Source organism: Pseudomonas sp. (assembly GCF_026224925.1).
Lineage (GTDB): Bacteria > Pseudomonadota > Gammaproteobacteria > Pseudomonadales > Pseudomonadaceae > Aquipseudomonas.
Window position 1 is genome coordinate 1 of sequence record NZ_JAMFRV010000355.1, and the last position, 21,414, is coordinate 21,414.

The window sequence follows — 21,414 nt, forward strand, 5'->3', positions numbered from 1 at the left end:
ACCGAATTCATTCGGGAAAGCGGGCGCCTCGGTCTTCCTTATAAAACACTGCCTCAAAACCCACCTCTAAGCCCCTGGCTCCCGCGAATCAAATCGTAGGCTTTGCGCGCCAGCGGGTTAACCGTGTTCGGTCGAATCCACAGATGGTACGTGACGTCCGGCAAGCGCGGCAGGCCATCGTTTTCACCCAGTACGCGCATGTCCGGGCCGAGCATTTCCATGCTGCGCGGAGTGACGCCAAGGCCCGCACGGGTCGCCGCCTTAATACCAATCAGATTCGACGCCAGATACGCCTGACGCCACGGAATATTCGCGCGCTCCAGCGCCTCCAACGCATAGCGCCGATAAATGCTCGGCTCATCCACCAGAATCAGCGGCAGCGGTTCGCTGGGTACATGAATGTACTGCGCCGAACAAATCCACCACACCGGCGAGGTACGCAAGGCGAAGCCTTCGAGGCTTGGGTCTTCTCGGGTAGAGATCACCATGTCCACCTTGCCACGGTGCAAGTCCTCCATCAGAAACGGGCTGCGACCGACGTCGATCTCCAGGCGCAAACGCGGCGCAGAGCGGGCGATGTGGCTGAGGATCGGCGGCAAAATCGTGTCGGCGATGTCATGCGGCGAGCCGATGCGCAGCACGCCGCTGAGGCTGCTTTCGCGCAGAGAACTCAGGGCTTCGTCGTTCAGCGAAAGCATCTGCCGCGCATGCCGCAGCAATTGCAGGCCTGGTTCAGTGAGGTGCTTTTGGCGACCTTGCTTGCGAAACAACGTCACGCCCACCTGCTGCTCCAAGCGCTGCATGTGTTGCGTCACTGATGATTGGGTGCGCGCCAGATGCACGCCGGCTTCGGCAAAGCTGTGGTGATCGACCACCGCAATAAACGTGCGCAGCAATTCAAGATCAAGGGTCAAAAGGTCGGACATGAGGGCTCGTCGAGGCTGAATTCATATCAAAAGGCATGACTAATACATTACATATTTTTATGTATTCGTGAAGTTGTTTTTTTATGACCGGCCGCAAAGTCCCTAAAACAGGCGATATAGCCTATTCGGGTATCACTCGAATCCAGAAAGTTATAACAATATTAGATATTTGAATTTCCGTTATGCCATGGCTATCCCTAGCATGCCTCTCCATCAGATCGGGAAACGCCGATCATCTTCAGGGGAAGTTCATGCCGTACCAGCACCCGCGCGTTCGCCGTTTGTTACCCGTCATGCTCGGCGCCGTTTTGACGGTTGCGGGCATAGGCGTCGCCCAGGCCGATGCGACACTGGACAAGATCCAGCAACGTCATCGTCTGGTGGTTGGCGTGGTGCTGTCGGGCGGCCCGTTCGGCTCCATTGATCCGTCCACCCAAGCGCCAAAAGGGATGAACGTTGATTTGGCCAACGACCTTGGGCGGCAATTGTCGGCCGAGGTCGAATTGGTTCCGGTGCTGCCCGCCAACCGCGTGCAGTTCTTGCAGCAGGGCAAAGTCGATCTGCTGATCGCTAACATGGAATGGACCCCGGAGCGCGGGCAGATTCTGGGCTTTGTGCCGACCCCGTTCTACCGGGTTGGCGGCACCGCAGCCGTGGCTAAAGACAGTAAAATCAGCCGCTGGGAAGACCTTAAGGGCCAGCCGGTTTGCACCTCTCAGGGCAGCAGTTACGTGAAGCCGCTGGCTGAATTGGGCGCTGATATCAAAGCCTTCAAAAGCTCCTCCGAATCGTTACTGGCCCTGCGCGGCAACAACTGCGTCGCGGCGGTGCACGACGCCACACTGATCAACCCCCTGTTGGCTGACAGTGCTGAATGGGCGAACTATCGCGCCATTACCCCGGAGCTGAACCCGGCGCCTTCAGTGATCTGGACCCGCCGCGGCGAGACCGACACCCAAGCGCGGCTCGACACCATCGTCAAAGCGTGGCACCGCAGCGGCTGGCTGATTCAGGCCGAGCAACGCAACCACATCAGCCCGGCCTCACCGGCACTACTGGAATTGCAGAAGCAATTCCAAAGCGCCGGCGCTTAATCCTGCCCCATCACTTTTCGCACGCTTATACGACCCCAGGTTCGCTCAAGGTAGTCATTCATGAATCCGTTATTTTCCGGCAAAACCCTTTTGGCGTTGCTGCTGACCCTGAGTGCCGGGCTGGCCCAGGCCGATGCCACGCTGGACAAGATTCAGCAACGGCACAAAGTCAGCATCGGCGTGATCCTCAGTGGTCCGCCGTTCGGCACCATCGACCCCAAGACCCGTGAGCACTTGGGTTACAACGTTGAATTGGCCAAAGGCATCGCCCAACGCCTGGGCGTGGACGTAGAAACGGTCTCGGTACTGGCGCCCAACCGCGTGCAGTTCTTGCAACAAGGCAAGGTCGACCTCCTGGTCGCCAACATGCAGTTCACCGAAGAGCGCAGCCAGATTCTCGACTACGTTCCAACGCCTTACGAGCAAGTGGGTGGTGCGGCGTTGATGAACAAAAACTCGGGTATTACCCGCTGGGAAGACCTAAAAGGTAAGCCAGTGTGCGTGTCCCAGGGCAGCAACTTTATCAAGCCGTTGCAAGAAACCTATGGCGCAGAAATCAAAGCGTTTAAAAGCCAGTCGGAATCACTGCTGTCATTGCGCGGCAATGGCTGCGTGGCGGCGGTGCATGTCAGCCCAACCATGCATGCGCTGCTGAACGACGCAGAATGGGCTGACTACAACACCCCGCTAAGCGATCTGATTCCTTCGGATTCGGTCATTTGGGTGCGCAAGGGCGAGCACGATATTCAAGCAAAACTCGACGCCATCGTGCGCGACTGGCACCGCAGTGGCTGGCTGATCGAACTCGGCGAACGCACTGGCATGCCGCCGTCTCAAGCGCTGCGTGACCTGCATGAAAAATACCGCAACGCCGCGCCTCTGGAGGCCACCCGATGAGTGAGTTGTTTGCAGGGCTTCAGCAATTACTCGGCGTCAGCCATGTGCAAACCGGCGAGGAAGCTGCACCTTACCTGACCGATAAACAAGGCCGTTATGTCGGCGCGGTGGTCGCCGCCGTGCACCCGGCCAATACTCAAGAAGTCGCCGCAGTGGTTCGACTTTGTGTGCACCACAACGCACCCATAGTCGTGCAGGGCGGCAATACCGGGCTGATGGGCGCGGCAACTCCAGATGCCAGCGGTACCGCGGTTTTACTGTTGCTTAACCGCTTGAACCGAGTGCGTGAGGTCGATACCGACAACGACACCCTGACAGTTGAAGCCGGCTGCATTCTGCAAAATGTGCAGGACGTGGCGCGCAACGCCGGTCGGCTGTTTCCGTTGAGCCTGGGTGCTGAAGGCAGTTGCACGCTAGGCGGAAATCTCGGGACCAACGCAGGTGGCACCGCAGTGTTGCGCTATGGCAATACTCGCGAGTTGACGCTGGGCCTGGAAGTGGTGACGGCTCAGGGCGAAATATGGAATGGCCTGCGCGGTTTACGCAAAGACAACACCGGCTACGACCTGCGCGACCTGTTCATCGGCAGCGAAGGCACCTTGGGCATTATTACCGCCGCAACGTTGAAACTGTTCCCGTTGCCCAAGGCCCAGGCCACGGCGCTGTTGGCGTTCGAGTCGCTGGCGCAAGCGGTAGCATTTCTTTCCCATGCGCGTGCCGGTTTCGGTGCCAGCCTGACCGCCTTCGAGCTGCTCACTGCCGATTGCCTGACGCTGCTACGTGAGCAATTTCCCGATGGTCCTCAACCATTTATTCACGCCACCCAACCGTGGTTCGCGCTGTTGGAGCTGTCGGATAATCACAGCGACAGTCATGCTCGGGAATCTTTCGAAACGGTGCTCGGTGCAGCATTCGAAGCCGAACTGCTGGCCGATGCGTTGATCGCCGACAGCATCGCCCAGAGCGAAGCGCTGTGGCAGTTGCGCGAGAACATGAGCGAGGCGCAGGCCCGTGCCGGGCGCAACATGAAACACGACATTTCGGTGCCGATTTCTAAAGTGGTTGAGTTTGTTGAACACACCGACGCCTTGTTGCAGGCGCATTTTCCCGGAGTGCGGCATTACACCTTCGGGCATTTGGGCGACGGCAATCTGCACTACAACGTCGCGCATCCGATTGGCTCGACCGTCGCGGCGCACATGGCCCACTACGAAGCACTCAGCCTGTTGGTCCACGACAGCGCCCATGCCCACAGTGGCTCGATCAGCGCCGAGCACGGTATTGGGCAACGCAAACTGGCGATGCTGCCGCGCTACAAAAGTGCAGTGGAGCTGGACCTGATGCAGCGCATCAAGCAGGCACTCGACCCTCTCGGCCTGCTCAACCCGGGCAAGGTTTTATCGCAGCAAACTGTAAAAGGAAGCCTGTAATGAGCCTGCGTCTGTCGCAACGTGTGCAACGCGTTTCCCTGTCCGCCAATGCCGCCGCCAAATCCGGCGTCACTGCGTTGCGTGAAGCCGGCCGGGACATTCTGGACCTGACCACCGGCGAGCCTGATTTCGACACCCCGGACCACATCAAACAGGCGGCCTACGCAGCCATTGCCGCTGGTGCCACCAAATACACGCCGACGCCAGGTGTACGGGCATTACGCGAGGCGGTGCAACGCAAGCTCAAGCGCGAAAACCGTCTGGACTATTCGCTGCCTTCGATAGTGATTGCCAACGGTGCCAAACAGATCATCTTCAATGCGTTCGCCGCGACCCTCGATGACGGCGATGAAGTCCTGGTGCCGGTGCCGTATTGGCCATCGTTTCCGGACAGCGTGCGTTTCAATGGCGGCGTGCCGGTGTTGATCGAATGCGGCCTGGAGCAGGGCTGCAAACTGCTTCCTGCTCAGCTTGAATCACACATTAATTCACGGACACGCTGGCTGATCCTCAACGGCCCTGGCAATCCCAGCGGCGCGGTCTACAGCGAAGCCGAGTTGACGGCATTGGCCGACGTGCTGCGACGTCATCCGCAGGTGCTGATCCTGCTGGATGAGCTGTACGAACACATTCGCTTCGATGATCGCTCCCCGTTGAGTTTGCTCAACGTTGCGCCTGATCTACAGCCTCGCTGCCTGTTGGTGGGTGGCGTGTCGAAAACCTACGCCATGACCGGTTGGCGTATCGGTTTCGGCGCCGGTCCAGAACGTCTGACTACGGCGATGACAGTGGTCCAGTCGCAATCCACCTCGGGCGCCTCATCGGTGGGGCAAGCGGCAGCTTTGGCTGCTTTCGATGGCGGGCTGGCGTTTCTGCCGGAGCAAGTCGCGGCCTATCAGCAACGGCGCGATCTGCTGGTGTCAGCATTGAGTCTGGTGGATGGCCTTGACGTGCTCACGCCGCAAGGTGGTTTCTTTGTGTTCGTGCGCTGCGGCGGATTGTTGGGCCGTTACCGTGAAGACGGTCGCCGCCTGAACGACGATGGGGACGTGGTTGCTTATCTGTTGGACGAAGGCGTTGCCGGCGTTGCGGGCAGTGCTTACGGGCTGTCACCGTGGTTTCGTCTGTCGATTGCCACCGCCACCAGCAGCGTCATCGAAGCCGGTCGGCGTATCGCTGATGCCTGCGGGCGCCTGCGGCTCGAGGCCGATCTATGAGTGATTGGCTGGCGCTGTTTGTCCATTGGACCGCCGGGTTTGGTTTGAACTACGGCTTTCTGCTGGACGCCTATCAGCGCGGCTCGTTGGTCAATGGCGCACTGACCAGCATTTTGCTCTGCGCATGTACCATCGTCGGCAGCTTGCTGGCGGGGGTGACGTTGGCTGCCATGTTGACCTCCGGCAACCCATATCTGGCGAAACCGGCGCGGGTGTTTATCGAGGTCACGCGCAACACGCCCACCCTGGTGCAGTTGTATTGCGCGTTCCTGGTATTGAACATGCTGTTGACTCAGGCAGTCGGCGCAGCCAACCCGCTGACGCCGTTTGCCTGGGTGGTCATCGTGATTTCCTTACACAAGGGCGCGTTCCACGCCGAAGCTTTGCGCGCCGGTATTGAAGCCGTGCCTGCGGTGACACTTGAGGCTGCCGCCTCGTTGGCGTTCAGCAGCCGTCAGTTGTTGTGGAATGTGCAACTGCCGCTGGCCCTGCGGTTTGCCTTGCCGTCGCTGATCAACAACCTGATCGACCTGGTGAAGATGACCGCAATCGCCTCGGCGATTGCGGTGGGGGATATCACCTACGCCGCGATCATGATCTGGACCCAAAGCGATAACGTGTTGGAACTGATGATTTTGATTCTGCTGTTTTTCGGCCTGCTGAGCTTCGTCGTCAACTGTGTGGGACGCTTTCTTGAAGCACACCTGAGGATGCCCGGCTATGGCCATTGAATCATCGGTAGCCGTCGACAAACCGTCAGCGACCTGGCCGCGTCGGCACGTGGGCAAACTGTCATTGTTAGTCATTGCCGTGGCCTGGCTGGTGTTTGGCGCGCCGAACAGCCCAGTGTTTGCCGCCTTGGTGGAATGGTCGCCGGCGCTGGCTGTGGGTTTCGGTCAAAACATTTTGATCAGCCTGTTGGCGATTGGTATTGGCTCTCTGTTGGGGCTGCTGGTGGGTGCATTGGCCTTGTCGCCACTGTGGGTCACACGCTTGCCCGCACGCATTTGGGTTCAGGTGTTCCGCAATGCGCCGTGGCTGGTACTGATCTACTTCACTACCTATGCGTTTCCGTTCGAGATACACGTGGGCAACGCTTATCTGCCATTTCCCGATTGGCTGAAAGTTACCGTTGGCCTGGCGTTGCCCGCCAGCGCTAATGTCGCGGAGATCTTTCGCGGCGCGATTGCTTCGATTCCCAGCACCCAATGGGAAGCCGCGCGGTCACTGGCATTCACGCGTGGGCAGATCTTTCGTTCGATTATCTTGCCGCAGTGCTTTAAACGCATGTTGCCGCCGTGGATGAACCTGTACGCGGTGATCACCATGGGCACTGCGCTGGCGTCGCTGGTCGGTGTGCATGACTTGATCGACACCGCACAAATCGCCAGCAATACCGTCAATCGTACCGGCTTTACTGTGCTGATTTACTTCAGCGTATTGGCGCTGTTTTTCGCCTACTGCTACCCGATCTCCCGATTGACCCAGCGCCTGGAGCGACGTTATGCCTTCTACTGAAACCGGCTCCGATTCGCTACTGGTCAGCCTGCGCGACGTGCATTTGTCATTCGCCAACAACCCGGTGCTCAAAGGCATCGACCTTGACGTGCAGCGCGGTCAGGCAGTGTCGATCATTGGCCCGTCCGGTTCCGGCAAGTCGACCATTCTGCGTTGCATCACCGGCCTGTTGCTGCCCCAGCGCGGCAGCATCCGGGTTGGTGATACCCAAGTGGACACATTGACCCGCGAAGCCGAGCGTATCGAGCTGCGCAAGCGCGTCGGTTTTGTCTTCCAGCAATACAACCTGTTCCCGCACTTGTCGGTGCTGGAAAACCTGGTGGTCGCGCCGCGAAAAGTGCTGGGCCGTGATCGCGCTGAAGCAGAAAAACAAGCCAGGGCCTTGCTCGCCAAAGTGCGCATGGAACACAAGGCTGACGCTTATCCCGGGCAGTTGTCCGGCGGTCAGCAGCAACGAGTGGCCATCGCCCGAGCCCTGGCGATGCGCCCCGAATTGATTTTGTTCGATGAAGTGACCTCAGCGCTGGACCCGGAAACCGTGGGTGAAGTGCTCACGGTGATTCGTGAACTGACCGAGGAGGGCATGACCTGCGTGCTGGTGACCCATGAAATGCGCTTCGCTGAGGAAATCAGCGACGTCGTGTACTTCACTGAAAACGGTGTGATCGTTGAGCACGGCAGCGCGGAGCAGATATTCCAGCGGCCCACCAGCGAACGCACCCAAGAATTTCTACGCCATGCCTTGGGCGACAGCGGACGCCGTCCAACTGCATCCGGCGACCCTTACTTGTTAAGCAATATCAGCCGCTACAGTTTGTCTGTCTGACCTCTATTTCCAGCCTGCCAGAAAGGAGCAACTACCATGAGTACCGCACAGCGCGCCGACGTGATTGAAGACTTCCTCAAGAATATCCGTGTGATCCACCAGCGTGGCGTTGACCGCGCCGCGTTGGTTGAAATTGTCGCCCTGCTTGAAGCCCTGACCGAACGCCATGATCTGTTCAATTTCGAGGCGTTTCCGGCACCGACTCCGGGGCAGGGCAGCAGTGCCTTTCGCTATCGCCTGAACGACGACGGCGATACGCCGACGCTGTATTTGAACTCGTTACTGCCGGGCAAAAGCACCATCGCCCACAACCACGAAACCTGGGCGGTGATCAGTGCGATAGAAGGCCAGGAAATCAATTACGTGTACGGTCGCAGCGATGACGGCAGTGATCCGCAACTCGCCCGTCTGCACCTGGAAAAAGAAGTCATCGTGCAGCCGGGCACTTCAATTTCATTCCTGGGCGATGACTTGCACGGCATTCGAGTTGAAGGCGAGACAGCGACGCTGCACTTCCATTTGTACGGCTTGCCGCTGGAATCGCTTAATGGTCGGTACGGGGTCGATACCGACGGCAAGGTGCTCAACTACAACGCGTCGCAAATGGTCCCGTCGATCAAGGCCTACGCATGATTGATCTCTATTACTGGCCAACCGGTAATGGCTTGAAAGTCGGCATCCTGCTGGAAGAGCTGGAGCAGGATTACCGCATCGTGCCGACCAACATCCGCACTGGCGAGCAGAAGCACGCGGACTTTCAGCGGATTAGTGCCAACGGACGAATCCCGGCGATTGTTGATCATGCACCGAGCGCATTCAGTGAGCCCCTGAGCCTGTTCGAATCCGGCGCTATTCTGAATTACCTGGCGGATAAAGCCGGACGCTTCCTGCCTCCGGCCTCGTCTGTGGAGCGGCAGCGAGTGCAGGAATGGCTATTTTGGCAAGTCGGGCACGTGACGCCGTACCTGAGCCAGTTACAGCTGTTCAAAGAGAAAGCGCCGGAACCTATTCCGTTCGCCCTCGACCTGCTGCAGGCCGAGGCAACCCGATTGTATGGCGTGCTGGAGCGGCGGTTGGGTGAAGTGGCTTATGTGGCGGGGGAATATTCCATTGCTGATATGGCGATTTTTCCGTGGATTCAGCCCTTGCGTCAGGGCCAGGATTTGGCTGTGTACCCGAACATCAACGCTTGGCGCGAACGTATAAAAGCCCGCCCGGCAGTGCAGCGTGCGTACGCCAAAGGACGGGAAGTCGCGGCGAATGAGAAGTCTCTGGCGCTGCAATAGCGGGGTGTCAGACGGGCCTCTTCCCGAATGAATTCGGTCCCACAGGAACAGCTACCGGCCTGCAGATAGGGGCAATCCAGTGGGAGCGAACTTGTTCGCGAAGGCAGCGGCGCGGTGTTTCAGACGAACCGCGCCGTTCGTTTCCCGAATGAATTCGGTCACACAGAATTTTTTAATACCAAACTTAGCGGAACTGCCATGACTTCCATCATCACCCCGAGGCAACTGCAGCAATGGCTATTCGACGGGCAGGAAATTGCTCTGTTCGATGTGCGTGAGCATGGCCAATACGGCGAAGCACACCTGTTCCATGGGGTAAACCTGCCCTATAGCCGCTTGGAGCTTGAGGCGTATCGCCTCGCTCCCAACCGCGCGGTGCGTCTGGTGATATACGACCAGGATGGCGGTGAGCTGGCAACCCGTGCGCTCGATCGTTTACACGCGCTGGGCTACAGTCGCGTGCATGTCCTGGAAGGCGGCGCCGAGGGTTGGTCAGCGGCCGGTTTGCAGTTGTTCGCAGGCGTACACGTGCCGTCCAAAGCCTTTGGTGAACTGGTCGAAGAGGCCAGCTCGACCCCACACATCAGCGCTGAGGAGCTGGCCGACTGGCAGGCCCATGGCAAACCGCTGGTCTTGCTCGACGGCCGCCCGTTCGACGAATACCGCAAAATGACCATCCCCGGTTCGATCTGCTGCCCCAACGGCGAGCTGGGCTATCGCGTACATGATCTGGTGCCAGACGATAAAACCCCGATTGTCATCAACTGCGCCGGGCGCACCCGCAGCATTATCGGCGCGCAAACCCTGATCAACCTCGGGCTGAAAAATCCGATCTATGCGCTGGAAAACGGCACCCAGGGCTGGTTTCTGGCTGACTTGCCGCTTGAGCACGGCAGCACCCGGCGCTACCCGGACAGCGTGTCGTCGGATGCGTTGGCCGAACACCGCATCAATGCACAGCAACTGGCCGACCGCGCTGGGGTGAAGACCGTTGATGCGGCACAGGTGCAGGCGTGGGCCGACGATCTTCAGCGCAGTTTGTTCCTGTGCGACGTGCGCACCGCCGAAGAATTTGCTGCTGGTAGTTTGCCGGGTGCGCAACATACCCCAGGTGGGCAGCTGGTTCAGTCCACCGACTTGTATATCGGGGTGCGTCAGGCCCGCGTGGTGGTGGTCGACGCCGACGGCATCCGTGCACCGATTGTCGCCAGTTGGCTAAAACAGCTGGGGCACGACGCCTACGTGTTGGCTGACGGCGTAAACAGCGGCCTGGCGTTAGCGCCGGCCGTCGCTGCGCTGACTCCAACGCTGACAACCATCGACGTCCAATCGTTGGCGGACGCCCTAAAAGACGGCACCGTAGCGCTCATTGATCTACGCCCGAGCATGGCCTACCGTAAGGCTCAAATAGAGGGTTCGCGCTGGTCGATTCGATCAATTCTCGCCGCCGCTGCGGCTCAAGAGTCACGGCCATTAGTGTTGCTGGCTGATGACCCGGCCGTTGCTGCATGGGCCTCTTTAGAATTGAACGAAGCGCAATGTGGGCAACTTCGCGTGCTTGAGGGCGGACTAAACGCTTGGCAACAGGCCGGTTTGCCGGTGCTGGAAAACCCGGCAAATCCAGCAAGTGAGCACTGCATCGATTTTCTGTTTTTCACCCATGATCGCCACTCGGGCAATAAGGACGCCGCACGCCAATACCTGGCGTGGGAAACCGGTTTGCTGGGGCAAATGACCCCCAATGAAGTGAGCAGCCTGTCACCGCTGCCGGGCAAAAAGGCTCAGCTTCAGGCGCAACACGCTCACGTGCGAACACGGCTGGTTCACGCTGCGCGCACCGCCAAAGGCTCCGGCGGCCGTGCGGTCAACGTATCGGTTACGCGCTTGAGCACGGTGCTATTCGACAACCTCCAGCAAATGCGCGACGCCCGTGCCCGACGTGACCATGAGCGAGTGCTGAGCTATGGCGCGCGAGGTAATCCCACTGCGTTTGCCTTGGAAGACCTGATCACTGAATTGGAAGGCGGCCATCGCACACGGTTGTTTTCCACCGGACTGGCGGCGGTGGCGCAGACCTTTCTCGCGTATTTGCGGCCAGGTGATCACGTCTTGATTACCGATGCGGTGTACACCCCCGTGCGGCATCTGGCTGAAAACTTCCTGATCCCGTTCGGTATTCAGGTGAGCTTCTTCGCCGCCGATGGTTTTGGACTGGAAGCGTTGCTGCAGGCCAACACCAAGATGGTCTACACCGAAGTGCCCGGCTCGCTGCTCTACGAGATGAGCGACCTGCCAGCGATCGCTACGTTGTGCAAATCCCGAGGGATTTTGTTAGCGGTGGATAACACCTGGGGTTCGGGTTACTTGTACCGGCCGCTGACACTCGGCGCGGATATCTCGATCATGGCCCTGACCAAATACGTATGTGGTCATAGCGACGTAGTGATGGGCAGCGTGTGCACCAGCGCAGCGGCCTGGTCGGCGTTGTCGCGCATGAGCGACAGCTTCGGCAACACCGTGAGTCCGGATGACGCGTACCTGGTGCTGCGTGGTGCGCGTACGTTGGCGGCAAGGCTGGAAGTGCACGAACGCCAGGCACTGGAAGTTGCGCACTGGCTGCAAAATCATCCTCAGGTCAGACAGGTCTTCCATCCCGCGCTACCTGAACACCCCGGCCATGCGCTATGGCAGCGGGACTTCAGCGGCAGCAATGGTTTGTTGTCCTTCGAACTGGCTGATTCCGACCCTAACCAACTGGAGCTGTTTATCGGCGCGCTGGAATTGTTCGGTCTCGGCGCATCATGGGGCGGCTTTGAAAGCCTGATCACCGCAGCAGACGTCAAACAACACAGCCGGCAAGGGCAGCCATTCAATCCAGTGCTAAGGCTGCACATCGGCCTGGAAGACGTCGGCGCGTTGATCAAGGATTTGCAGCGCGGGTTTGAGGCGTGCAGTACCTGATCCAGCGTTTTCGTCGGCAAGCTGAACTCCACATTGTGGATTGCCCAAATCCGGCGGCATGCTGAGATTCGGTGGGACCGAACTTGTTCGGGAAGCAGACGGCGCGGTTTGTCAGGTATACCGCGGTGCTACATTCGTGCGGTGGATCTGATACGCCGAGCTGCCCGCTTCCCGAATGAATTCGGTCCCACAGGTAATCCACGATCTCCTGTGTGCGAATTCATTCGCGAATGGCTTCACGCGGTTTAACGGGCCTTTCACTGTGCAGCGCCGAGGCGTTTAGCAGCTCCTGAGTGTAGGGATGCTGCGGCGCTGAAAACACTTGCTGCGACGGACCGTGTTCAACCACTTTGCCATCCTTGATCACGATTAAGTCATGGGCCAGGGCCTGCACCACTGCCAAATCATGGCTGATGAACAGGTAGGTCAGCCCATGGCGTTTTTGCAGGTCACGCAGCAGCGCGATGATCTGCTTTTGTACGGTGCGATCCAATGCCGAGGTCGGTTCGTCTAGTAAAATCAGCGCTGGCTCCAGTACCAGTGCGCGGGCAATGGAGATACGTTGCCGTTGCCCACCGGAAAACTCATGGGGATAACGATGGCGACTTTCCGGGTCGAGTCCAACTTCTTTAAGGACCCGAATCACCGCCGCTTCACGCTCTTCACGCGTACCGATGTTATGGGTCAGCAAGCCCTCGGCAATGATCTGCTCCACCGACATGCGCGGACTCAAGCTGCCAAACGGGTCCTGAAACACTACCTGCATCTGACGGCGCAACGGGCGCATTTGTTGCTGATTACGCAGGCTCAGTTCCGTGCCGCTAAAGCGGATACTGCCCTCGGAATCCACCAGCCGTAAAATCGCCTGGCCGAGGGTAGACTTGCCTGAGCCGGACTCACCAACGATGCCTAGAGTCTTGCCGCGATGCAGTTCCAGGCTCACGCCATCCACGGCCTTGATATAATCACGTGCGCCGCTGAACAGCGGCTTTGGCAACGGAAACCAAACCTTAAGGTCATCCACCGTCAGCAGGTTGTAGTCGTACTCGCTGGGCACGGGTTCGCCGCTGGGTTCGGCCTCCACCAACAAACGGCTGTACGGGTGCTGCGGCGCATTGAACAGCGTTTCGCAGTCCGCTTGCTCGACGATTTCACCCTCGCGCATCACGCACACCCGCTGAGCGATCCGCCGCACCAGGTTGAGGTCGTGGCTGATCAACAATAGCGACATGCCAAGCCGTGACTGCAAGTCGCGCAGCAGTTCAAGAATCTTCTGTTGCACCGTGACGTCCAGCGCAGTGGTGGGTTCGTCGGCGATCAACAGTTCCGGCTCATTAGCCAGAGCCATAGCAATCATCACCCGTTGCCGCTGGCCGCCGGACAACTGGTGAGGGTAGGCCCGAAGGCGCTTTTGCGGTTGTTGAATACCCACCAGTTCCAGCAATTCCAAGGTCCGTGATCTAGCGGCTTTGCCTTTGAGGCCTTTGTGTAACGCCAACACTTCACTGATCTGCTGCTCAACCGTGTGCAGTGGGTTGAGGGAGGTCATCGGCTCCTGGAAGATCATCGCAATGCGGTTACCGCGCAGGCCACGCAGTTGTTTGTCGCTGGCCATGACCAAGTCGAGCCCGTCATAACGGATGCTGCCTTGAGTGCTGACACGTTGGCCCGGTAGCAGGCGCAATATCGAGTGCGCGGTGACAGATTTGCCCGAGCCAGACTCGCCCACCAGCGCCAGGCATTCACCACGGCGAATGTCCAAGTCAAGTCCATGCACCACTTCTTGCCCAGCGAATGCGACGCGCAGGCCACGTATTTCGATCAGGTTGTCGTTCATCTCAATTCCTTGGATCAAAGGCGTCACGGCACGCTTCGCCGATGAAAACCAACAGCGACAGAATCAGGGCCAAGGTAAAAAAGGCCGTGAGTGCCAACCACGGGGCTTGCAGGTTGGTTTTCGCCTCGCCGATCAACTCACCCAGCGACGCACTGCCGACCGGCATGCCAAAGCCGAGAAAATCCAGAGCGGTGAGGGTCGCGATGGCGCCGGTCAGAATGAACGGCAAGTAGGTCAGGGTAGAGGTCATGGCGTTCGGTAGGATGTGCCGACGCATCAGTTCGCCGTCGGTCAAACCCAATGCCCGAGCGGCTTTCACGTACTCCAGATTACGCCCGCGCAAAAATTCAGCCCGGACCACGTCCACCAGCGCCAGCCATGAAAACAGCGACATGATGCCCAGCAACCACCAGAAACTCGGGGCGACGAAACCGGAAAGAATGATCAGCAGGTACAGCACCGGCAGCCCCGACCAGACCTCCAACACACGCTGGCCAATCAGGTCGATCCAGCCGCCGTAATAACCTTGTATCGCGCCGGCACTGATGCCCACCACGGCGCTGATCACGGTCAGGATCAATGCGAACAGAATGGAAACCCGTGCACCAAAAATCACCCGCGCCAGCACATCACGGGCTTGGTCATCGGTGCCCAGCCAGTTAACGGTTGAGGGTGGGCTTGGCGCGGGCCCACTGAGGTCATAGTTGACCGTGTCAAAGCTGAACGGCACCGGTGGAAACAGCATCCAGCCGCCTTTGCCTTCGATCAGTTCATGCACGTACTCACTGGAGTAGTCCGGCGAAAACTCTAGCTCGCCGCCAAAGTCGATTTCGGTGTAGTGCTGGACAATCGGGAAGTACCACTGGCCTTCATAACTGATGATCAACGGCTTGTCGTTGGCGATTAGTTCGCCACACAGGCACACGATGAACAGCCCGATGAATATCCTCAGCGACCAGATGCCCCGACGGTTGGCTTTGAAGTGTTCTATGCGGCGTTTGCCCAGCGGAGAAAGGCTAAACATCAAGCGGTCCTCGCAGAAAAGTCGATGCGCGGGTCAATCAGCATGTAGCACAGGTCACCGATCAGTTTGACCAGCAGACCAAACAAGGTGAACAGGAACAGCGCGCCGAACACCACGGGATAGTCCCGGGAAACCGCTGCTTCGTAGCTCATGCGGCCCAGGCCATCGAGGTTGAAAATGGTTTCAATCAGCAGCGAACCGGCGAAGAACACTTCGATGAACGCTTGAGGAATACCGGCGATGACCAACAGCATGGCGTTACGAAACACGTGACCATAAAGAACGCCTCGTTCAGTCAAACCCTTGGCCCGTGCAGTGACTACGTACTGCCGGCTGATCTCGTTGAGAAAGCTGTTTTTGGTGAGGATGGTTAACGTCGCGAAGCCACCGATAACCAGTGCGCTGACGGGCAATATCAGGTGCCAGAGGTAGTCGCCGATCTTGCCGAAGGTGCTCAGGCTGTCGAAGTCTTCGGAGACCAATCCCTGCACCGGGAACCAACTGACGTAACTGCCGCCGGCAAATACTACGATCAGCATGATCGCGAACAGAAACGCCGGCATGGCGTAGCCGACGATAATCGCCGCGCTGCTCCATACGTCGAACGCGCTGCCGTTTCGCACCGCTTTGCGAATTCCCAGAGGGATCGACACCAAGTAGGTGATTAACGTGGCCCAGAGTCCAAGAGAGATCGACGTCGGCAGCTTTTGCAGGATCAAGTCAGTGACTTTGGCGCCGCGAAAGAAACTGTCGCCAAAATCCAGGTGCGCGTAGTTCTTCAGCATCAGCCACAGGCGTTCATGCATGGGTTTATCGAAGCCGTAGTGGTGCTTGATCTCTTCGACGAGCGCTGGGTCCAGGCCACGGCTGCTGCGTCCGGCACCGCCCACGCCGGCCACTTCGCCGCCTCCGCCACCCGCCCCCTGCGGACCGAAGCCTTGCAAGCGAGCAATCGCCTGCTCTACCGGGCCGCCCGGTGCTGCCTGAACAATAACGAAATTGACCACCAAAATGCACAACAAGGTGGGAAGAATGAGCAGCAGTCGTCGCGCGATATAACGCAGCATTTCAGTGTGCCTCCTGTGTCTTGAGCAACTCACTCATTTGCACGGTGGTCAGTGGTTTCTTGCTCACCTCCCACCAACTTTCCAGGGCTTCGTTGTAGGTGGGCGTGACTTTCGGTATGCCGAAACGGTTGGTGTACACGGTGGGCGTGCCTTGGGAGTAGTAGTTGGGAATCGTGTAGTAATTCCACTGCAGCACCCGGTCCAGCGCACGGGCGTAGTGCACCATGGCATCCCGGGTGTTGGCCTTGACCAGACCGTCGATGATCTGGTCAACGGCCGGGTCGCGCAGGGCCATGGCGTTGGAGCTGCCAACTTCCATTGCGCTTTGCGAGCCATAGAGGCTGTACAGTTCTCGGCCGGGCGACAGCAACGGGTCGGCGTTGTGCGGGAACTGCGCGACGATCATGTCGTAGTCTCGGGCGTTGAGGCGGGTGACGTATTGGGCTGAATCGATGCGACGCAAATCGAGGGTGATACCGATCTGCGCTAAGGTGCGTTTGAAGGGCAGCATCAGCCGGTCAAAGCCGCCTTGGCCGTCGAGGAAGGTGAACTCCATCGGTTGGCCTTGGGCGTTGACCAAACGATCATTTTTCGCGGTCCAGCCGGCGGCTTTCAACAGCTTCAAGGCCTGCAGTTGCTTGTCACGGATGTAGCCACTGCCGTTGGTTTTCGGTGCGTGGTATACGGTGGTGAAGACTTCGTCAGGCACTTGTCCGCGCAGCGGGTTGAGGATTTCCAGCTCGCGGGCATCCGGCAGTTCAGTGGCAGCCATTTCGCTTTTCGGGAAGTAGCTGTCTTGGCGCACATAGAAGCTGCGCATGATCTTCTTGTTGATCCATTCAAAATCCCAGAGCATCGACAGCGCTTCGCGGACGCGGCGGTCTTGAAAAATCGGGTTTTGCAAGTTGAAGATGAAGCCTTGGGCGGCGGTCGGTTTGTTCGGTGCCAGAATGTCTTTTTGCAGTCGGCCATCCTTCAAGGCCGGGCTGTCGTAACCAACCACGTAGCCCGAGGATGAAAACTCGCGGTTGTAGTCGAAGGCGCTGGCCTGAATCAGCTGTCTGGCTACCTCGATGTCACCGTAGAAATTCACGGTCAAGGTATCGAAGTTATACAGACCACGGCTGACCGGCAGGTCTTTGCCCCACCAGTCTTTGTCGCGTTCAAAAGAAATGCTGCGTCCAGCGTCGACCTTCGACACTTTATAAGGGCCGCTGCCCAGCGGCGCTTCAAAACCGCCGCCCTTGGTCAGATCCCGGGTTTTCCACCAGTGCTCCGGCAAGACACGCATCGACGCGAGGTCAAGAGGTAGGGTGCGGTTAAGGTTGTTTTTGAAGTTGAAGCGCACTTGCAATGGGCCTTCCACCACCACGTCTTTGACGTCCGCATACAGCTGCCGATAGCTCAGGCTGGCTTTGGTCATCAACTGCTCGTAGGTGTAGCGCACGTCTTCTGCGGTAATCGGCACGCCATCCGCAAAGCGTGCTTTGGGATTCAAGGTAAAACTTACCCACAGGCCATCGGGGTCGCGTTCCATTTGTTCAGCGACCAGTCCGTAGACGGTGTCGGGCTCATCCATCGAACGAAACGCCAGTGGCGAATAAACCCAATAATCAACTTGAGCAACGCCAGTGCCGCTGTCGACTTCTGGCATCACATAGTTGAACGCGCCAATTTCCATGGATGAACGGCTTAGCGAGCCGCCTTTCGGGGCGAGTGGGTTTACGTAATCGAAGTGCTGAAAGTCAGCGGGGTACTTGGGGGCTTCGCCATAGACCGTCATGGCGTAACTGCCTGCGGCGTGCGACAGGCAACACACGCAGATAAGCGCTGCACCGGCCGCTGAGTGGGCCAGAGCGCGCATGTTGAATAGGGGCATGATCAGGTGTTTCCTCGTATCACTTGCAGATCCATCGATCGCTTGTTGCTGCTGCAAAAATCCCCACGGCAGTTGAGCATGCTGCCGTGGGGGTGCGAAGTCGCAGTGTTATCGGGGAAGCCGGAGTCTTGCTATCCCCAACCTGAATCAGAAGTGGTACGTGGTCCGCGCGTACATCGTGCGGCCCAATGGATCGGAATAACGTGGGTCATAGCCGCTTTGGAACGTGTCCGACTGGTTGGTGAACGGCGGGTCGCGGTCGAAGATGTTTTTCATCCCTAGGTCCACATCCAATACTTTGTTGAAGGTGTAGCCGGCAGACATGTCCCAAACCGAGTAAGACGCTACGCGTTGATGGGTGTCGACATCGGAATCGTTGTAGCTGGTGGTGAAACGGTTATCCAACGATGCACGCATGTTGCCCAAGTGCCAACTGCCGGTCAGTACGTGTTTCCAGCGCGCAATTTCACCGCCGCCGCCAGCGCTTTGATAGTCGCCAACCTTGTCGGTGTACGGGCCTTTGATGGTGCTTTGGAAGTCATAACGGGTGACGTAAGTACCTGCCAGATCAAGTCCGAACTGACCGAACGGAGTGTTCGGGAATTGATAGGCCATTGTCGCGTCGATACCGCTGGTTTTGACGTTACCCAGGTTGGCAAGGCCGGTGACGATGTTGGTGATTGAGCCATCTGCGCCACGGACGATACGGTCAGCGTAAAGGTCTGGGTTATCAATTACCTGGGCTTCCGGGAACAACTGGATTTGGTTCTGGATTTTAATCCAGTACCAATCAAGCCCCATGGACAGGTTATTCATCGGCTGGTAGACGAAGCCCAGCGTCACATTGCGCGCTGTTTCCGGTGAGAGGTTTGTGTTGCCACCGGTTTGGTTATGGAACTGGATATTACAGTCCCGGCCAGCCTGGCCGCCCGCCGCCACTACACCGCCGGGGCACAGTCGTGGGTCGTTGTATGGGGAGACGGTATAGCTGATGGATTGTGGTGCATACAACTCATACAACGTTGGCGCACGGAAGCCTTCGCTGTACGCGCCGCGGGTTACCAGTTGTTTGAACGGCTGGAAGCGGAACGAGTATTTCGGGTTAGTCGTGCTACCAAAGTCGCTGTATTTGTCGTGGCGTACTGCGGCGCTCAGTTCCAGGCTTTTCAGGACCGGCACGTTGATTTCGGCAAACTCGGCTTTGATGCTTCGATCACCCGAAACAGAGCCTGCCGGGTCAAGACCAAGGCTGTCGAGGTCGCCGGCAAATGCAGCGATGTCTTCGTGGAACAACTCTTTGCGGTACTCACCGCCGATGGCAATCCCGGTAGGACCTGCACCGAACCAATCGCCGATTTCGCGGCTGATTTTACCGTCCAGGCCATACACCCGACCGACAGAGGTCGAGTAATCCTGGTGGTAGGTAGCGTTGTTGATCAATTGCTGGCCGGCGGCGGACTGGTCGCCGAACGGGTTGAGCGTGCCGTCGGCGAGGCCAGCGGTCAACGCCGAGTCACTGGCGTAGCCACCGGTGACGCTCGATACAACCCGGTTCTGGTTGTAAGACGCGCCAATGTCGTAGTCCCAATTGCCCACCAAACCATTGAAATCAAGGATGATTCGTTGGCTGGTGTTCTGGTCTTCCGACTCGCGAGGACCTGCTGCGACTTCACGCCAGCCCGTGGTAACCGGTTTAGTCGGGTCCAAGGTGAAACTGGTCGGCAGTGGGGTGATGCCGTTGCCTGGGTAGTACGGGGAGGTAGGGCTCACTGATTGGCCGGTTAACGGCTGAGGGCCAATGGTCGTGGCGTTAATGTTGCGTGCCCATAGATACTCGAGGCTGACGTTATGGTCCTCCGCCAGTTTTCCTGTGGCTTTGCCGAAGAACGAGGTCTTTTCGGTTTCTGGGACCAGGTTGATGTAATTGCGCGTGCTGAAGCGACAGGCCGCAGAATTAGGATCCTGGTGCAGGTTCGCGCTGTTGCAGCCGTTCGCGGACGCCGGGTTAGCGGTAGCGCTGTTACCTTGGTAATAGTTGCCGGGGTACGCAGTAGGTGAGGTGGAGTTCACGCCCCGGCCGGGATTGAAGTCGTTGGTAAACGAGCGGTCGTTAGCGTCAAGGCTTTGCTGCTGGTTGTAGTTAAAGACGCCCATCACGTTAAAGCGATCTTGATCCAGGTCGCCATAGCCCCAACTGGCGCTCATGTCTTTGGTTTCACCGCCGCCTTTGTGGGTCGGGGTTTCGCTGCCGAAGGTTATTTGGCCGTCGGTGAGGGTCTTTTTGGTGATGAAGTTGATCACGCCGCCAATGGCGTCGGTACCGTAGATAGCCGAGGCACCGTCGCGCAATATTTCTACGCGTTCGATCGCGGCAAACGGGATCATATTGAGGTCAACACCGCCGCCGTTGGAGAGGGTGCCCGAGACCGCGTTGTTGGCCAGACGTCGGCCGTTGAGCAAGACCAGGGTCTTGTTCTCGCCAATACCGCGCAGGTTGGCAAAACTGGCGCCGCCTGTTGCCGCACCAACGGAACCCGCAGAGTTACTGGTTGACTGGCTGCCAACGATCCGCGTGAGGATTTCTTCGGTGGTGGTCACACCCTGTTTACGCAAATCATCGGCCTTAAGGACGGTGATCGGAACTGCTGTTTCGGCATCGGCGCGTCGAATAGACGAACCGGTCACTTCAACCCGTTTCAGTTGTGTCGTCACCGGTGCAACCGCCGCGCCGGTCCCATCAACCGGTTGCAGGCTGGATGCCGGTGTCGCAGCGTCTTGGGTGCTGTCGGCAGCCTGGACGTGGCCCGCAGACATGCCCAAGGCAACCGCATACAAAGGAACAAACCGATGCCGTCGCATACTGGCGGCCAGGGGTTTGAGGGTAAAACCGGGAAACTTCATCAGCATGGTGAATTCCGACTTTTTTAGACGTTAGTGAAATGGCCTTTTGAGCCTTCGTTGCTCCGGATGGGTTGTGCCGACCCCGGAAGAAACCACTTTCTTGAAGCAAGCCGCTCCCCACCACAGGCCTGTGGGCCCATGGACGGCCAGTTACGACGGGAGTTAGTGTTCGGTGCTTTACGCGCTCCCCTCGGAAAACACCGACTTCATCGCGAAGTCATTACGGAAATCTTGGTGATGCCGGAGCGTTCAATCGACGCCATGGCCTTGGCTACCGCGCCGTAATTGACGCTGGTATCGGCTTGTAGCTGGACGCGTACTTCCGGGTCTTTGGCCTTGACCTCTTGCAGGCTTTTTTCCAGAAGCTCCGGGGCAACCTCGCTTTTCGCGAGGAAGAATTTGCCGTCCTTGTCGACGCTGACCACCACTGGGTCCTTCTTCTCGGCCGCTGCGACAGCATCGGTTTTTGGCAAGTTGACCTTGATGGCATTGGTCATTAGGGGCGCGCACACGATGAACACCACCAGCAGCACCAGCATCACGTCCACCAG

Annotated in this window: 17 protein-coding genes; 10 read left to right on the forward strand and 7 right to left on the reverse strand. The window is 58.3% G+C overall.

The genetic code is table 11. From position 1 onward, the window contains the following. Positions 1 to 53: 53 nt before the first annotated feature. On the reverse strand, positions 54 to 926 hold the full coding sequence (locus M0974_RS15475) for a LysR substrate-binding domain-containing protein (protein ID WP_297838349.1): 873 nt from the start codon (positions 924 to 926) through the stop codon (positions 54 to 56). A gap of 251 nt (positions 927 to 1,177) precedes the next feature. Between M0974_RS15475 and M0974_RS15480 the strand changes: the two genes are divergently transcribed. From M0974_RS15480 to metC, 10 genes are all read left to right on the forward strand, one after another. Continuing rightward, entirely contained in the window at positions 1,178 to 2,020 is an 843-nt protein-coding gene (locus tag M0974_RS15480) for a transporter substrate-binding domain-containing protein (protein WP_297838351.1), read from the forward strand. 60 nt (positions 2,021 to 2,080) lie between these two features. After that, positions 2,081 to 2,917 (forward strand): transporter substrate-binding domain-containing protein, encoded by an 837-nt coding sequence (locus M0974_RS15485; RefSeq protein ID WP_297838354.1) that lies wholly within the window; start codon positions 2,081 to 2,083, stop codon positions 2,915 to 2,917. Continuing rightward, positions 2,914 to 4,347 carry an FAD-binding oxidoreductase gene (locus tag M0974_RS15490; RefSeq protein ID WP_297838357.1) on the forward strand — a complete coding sequence of 478 codons (1,434 nt, stop codon included), beginning with the start codon at positions 2,914 to 2,916 and terminating at the stop codon, positions 4,345 to 4,347. Before M0974_RS15485 ends, M0974_RS15490 begins: the two co-directional genes overlap by 4 nt. Further along, positions 4,347 to 5,564: an aminotransferase class I/II-fold pyridoxal phosphate-dependent enzyme gene (locus tag M0974_RS15495; RefSeq protein ID WP_297838359.1), complete on the forward strand. Its 1,218-nt coding sequence runs from the start codon at positions 4,347 to 4,349 to the stop codon at positions 5,562 to 5,564. Before M0974_RS15490 ends, M0974_RS15495 begins: the two co-directional genes overlap by 1 nt. After that, complete coding sequence (locus M0974_RS15500) at positions 5,561 to 6,295, forward strand: amino acid ABC transporter permease (RefSeq protein ID WP_297838362.1); 735 nt, start codon at positions 5,561 to 5,563, stop codon at positions 6,293 to 6,295. Before M0974_RS15495 ends, M0974_RS15500 begins: the two co-directional genes overlap by 4 nt. Next, complete coding sequence (locus tag M0974_RS15505) at positions 6,285 to 7,082, forward strand: amino acid ABC transporter permease (RefSeq protein ID WP_297838366.1); 798 nt, start codon at positions 6,285 to 6,287, stop codon at positions 7,080 to 7,082. Before M0974_RS15500 ends, M0974_RS15505 begins: the two co-directional genes overlap by 11 nt. After that, positions 7,069 to 7,908, forward strand: coding sequence for an amino acid ABC transporter ATP-binding protein (locus tag M0974_RS15510; protein WP_297838369.1), 840 nt, complete (start codon positions 7,069 to 7,071; stop codon positions 7,906 to 7,908). Before M0974_RS15505 ends, M0974_RS15510 begins: the two co-directional genes overlap by 14 nt. Positions 7,909 to 7,944: 36 nt before the next feature. Next, entirely contained in the window at positions 7,945 to 8,541 is a 597-nt protein-coding gene (locus M0974_RS15515; protein ID WP_297838372.1) for a cysteine dioxygenase, read from the forward strand. Next, the gene (locus tag M0974_RS15520; protein ID WP_297838375.1) at positions 8,538 to 9,194 is read left to right on the forward strand and encodes a glutathione S-transferase N-terminal domain-containing protein; all 657 of its coding nucleotides are present in this window, start codon (positions 8,538 to 8,540) and stop codon (positions 9,192 to 9,194) included. Before M0974_RS15515 ends, M0974_RS15520 begins: the two co-directional genes overlap by 4 nt. A 198-nt stretch (positions 9,195 to 9,392) precedes the next feature. Then, the gene (metC, locus tag M0974_RS15525; RefSeq protein ID WP_297838378.1) at positions 9,393 to 12,155 is read left to right on the forward strand and encodes a cystathionine beta-lyase; all 2,763 of its coding nucleotides are present in this window, start codon (positions 9,393 to 9,395) and stop codon (positions 12,153 to 12,155) included. Positions 12,156 to 12,375: 220 nt separating this feature from the next. On the opposite strand, the gene M0974_RS15530 is transcribed toward metC, so the two are convergent. The 6 genes from M0974_RS15530 to M0974_RS15555 form a co-directional block, all read right to left on the reverse strand. After that, positions 12,376 to 13,992, reverse strand: a complete 1,617-nt coding sequence (locus M0974_RS15530; RefSeq protein ID WP_297838381.1) for an ABC transporter ATP-binding protein — start codon at positions 13,990 to 13,992, stop codon at positions 12,376 to 12,378. Position 13,993: 1 nt separating this feature from the next. Continuing rightward, positions 13,994 to 15,016, reverse strand: coding sequence for an ABC transporter permease (locus M0974_RS15535; protein WP_297838384.1), 1,023 nt, complete (start codon positions 15,014 to 15,016; stop codon positions 13,994 to 13,996). Next, the gene (locus M0974_RS15540) at positions 15,016 to 16,083 is read right to left on the reverse strand and encodes a microcin C ABC transporter permease YejB (protein ID WP_297838387.1); all 1,068 of its coding nucleotides are present in this window, start codon (positions 16,081 to 16,083) and stop codon (positions 15,016 to 15,018) included. The genes M0974_RS15535 and M0974_RS15540 overlap by 1 nt, the downstream gene beginning before the upstream one ends. Before the next feature lies 1 nt (position 16,084). Next, positions 16,085 to 17,947 carry an extracellular solute-binding protein gene (locus M0974_RS15545; RefSeq protein ID WP_297838396.1) on the reverse strand — a complete coding sequence of 621 codons (1,863 nt, stop codon included), beginning with the start codon at positions 17,945 to 17,947 and terminating at the stop codon, positions 16,085 to 16,087. A gap of 162 nt (positions 17,948 to 18,109) precedes the next feature. Then, complete coding sequence (locus M0974_RS15550; RefSeq protein WP_297838390.1) at positions 18,110 to 20,869, reverse strand: TonB-dependent receptor; 2,760 nt, start codon at positions 20,867 to 20,869, stop codon at positions 18,110 to 18,112. A gap of 200 nt (positions 20,870 to 21,069) precedes the next feature. Then, on the reverse strand, positions 21,070 to 21,414 hold a 345-nt coding region (locus tag M0974_RS15555), incomplete at its 5' end, for a biopolymer transporter ExbD (protein WP_297838393.1).

Coding starts and splice junctions, on each gene's coding strand:
- M0974_RS15480 (WP_297838351.1), top strand. CDS start 1,178: ATGCCGTACCAGCACCCGCGCGTTCGCCGTTTGTTACCCGTCATGCTC.
- M0974_RS15545 (WP_297838396.1), bottom strand. CDS start 17,947: ATGCGCGCTCTGGCCCACTCAGCGGCCGGTGCAGCGCTTATCTGCGTG.
- M0974_RS15485 (WP_297838354.1), top strand. CDS start 2,081: ATGAATCCGTTATTTTCCGGCAAAACCCTTTTGGCGTTGCTGCTGACC.
- M0974_RS15500 (WP_297838362.1), top strand. CDS start 5,561: ATGAGTGATTGGCTGGCGCTGTTTGTCCATTGGACCGCCGGGTTTGGT.
- M0974_RS15550 (WP_297838390.1), bottom strand. CDS start 20,869: ATGCTGATGAAGTTTCCCGGTTTTACCCTCAAACCCCTGGCCGCCAGT.
- M0974_RS15535 (WP_297838384.1), bottom strand. CDS start 15,016: ATGTTTAGCCTTTCTCCGCTGGGCAAACGCCGCATAGAACACTTCAAA.
- M0974_RS15530 (WP_297838381.1), bottom strand. CDS start 13,992: ATGAACGACAACCTGATCGAAATACGTGGCCTGCGCGTCGCATTCGCT.
- metC (WP_297838378.1), top strand. CDS start 9,393: ATGACTTCCATCATCACCCCGAGGCAACTGCAGCAATGGCTATTCGAC.
- M0974_RS15495 (WP_297838359.1), top strand. CDS start 4,347: ATGAGCCTGCGTCTGTCGCAACGTGTGCAACGCGTTTCCCTGTCCGCC.
- M0974_RS15520 (WP_297838375.1), top strand. CDS start 8,538: ATGATTGATCTCTATTACTGGCCAACCGGTAATGGCTTGAAAGTCGGC.
- M0974_RS15475 (WP_297838349.1), bottom strand. CDS start 926: ATGTCCGACCTTTTGACCCTTGATCTTGAATTGCTGCGCACGTTTATT.
- M0974_RS15505 (WP_297838366.1), top strand. CDS start 6,285: ATGGCCATTGAATCATCGGTAGCCGTCGACAAACCGTCAGCGACCTGG.
- M0974_RS15490 (WP_297838357.1), top strand. CDS start 2,914: ATGAGTGAGTTGTTTGCAGGGCTTCAGCAATTACTCGGCGTCAGCCAT.
- M0974_RS15510 (WP_297838369.1), top strand. CDS start 7,069: ATGCCTTCTACTGAAACCGGCTCCGATTCGCTACTGGTCAGCCTGCGC.
- M0974_RS15515 (WP_297838372.1), top strand. CDS start 7,945: ATGAGTACCGCACAGCGCGCCGACGTGATTGAAGACTTCCTCAAGAAT.
- M0974_RS15540 (WP_297838387.1), bottom strand. CDS start 16,083: ATGCTGCGTTATATCGCGCGACGACTGCTGCTCATTCTTCCCACCTTG.